This window comes from Sedimentibacter sp. B4, assembly GCF_000309315.1.
In the GTDB taxonomy this organism is placed as follows: Bacteria; Bacillota; Clostridia; order Tissierellales; family Sedimentibacteraceae; genus Sedimentibacter; species Sedimentibacter saalensis.
Map to the genome: position 1 here is coordinate 1 of NZ_CANG01000519.1, position 206 is coordinate 206.

At 64.6% G+C, this 206-nt stretch carries 1 protein-coding gene; it reads right to left on the reverse strand.

The features are described from left to right. A partial coding sequence (locus BN358_RS23780; RefSeq protein WP_232233145.1) for an arginine deiminase-related protein occupies positions 1 to 206 on the reverse strand: 206 nt, incomplete at both ends.

The following is a 206-nucleotide window of genomic DNA, read 5'->3' on the forward strand; positions in this document are numbered from 1 at the left end:
TTCCAGGATGACCGGGTCGGCCCGGTGCGAACTGGCCACGTACGCGACCCGTTCGAGATGGTCGAACACCATCGCACCGGTGCCCTCGAGGAACAGGTTGTCGTACTCGAGTCCCGAGTAGTCGATGACCTCCTGCACCCGGTAGGTGCTCTTCAACAACTCGATCACGTCGCTGCGGCGCTCCCGGCGACGGCTCGGCGCGTACA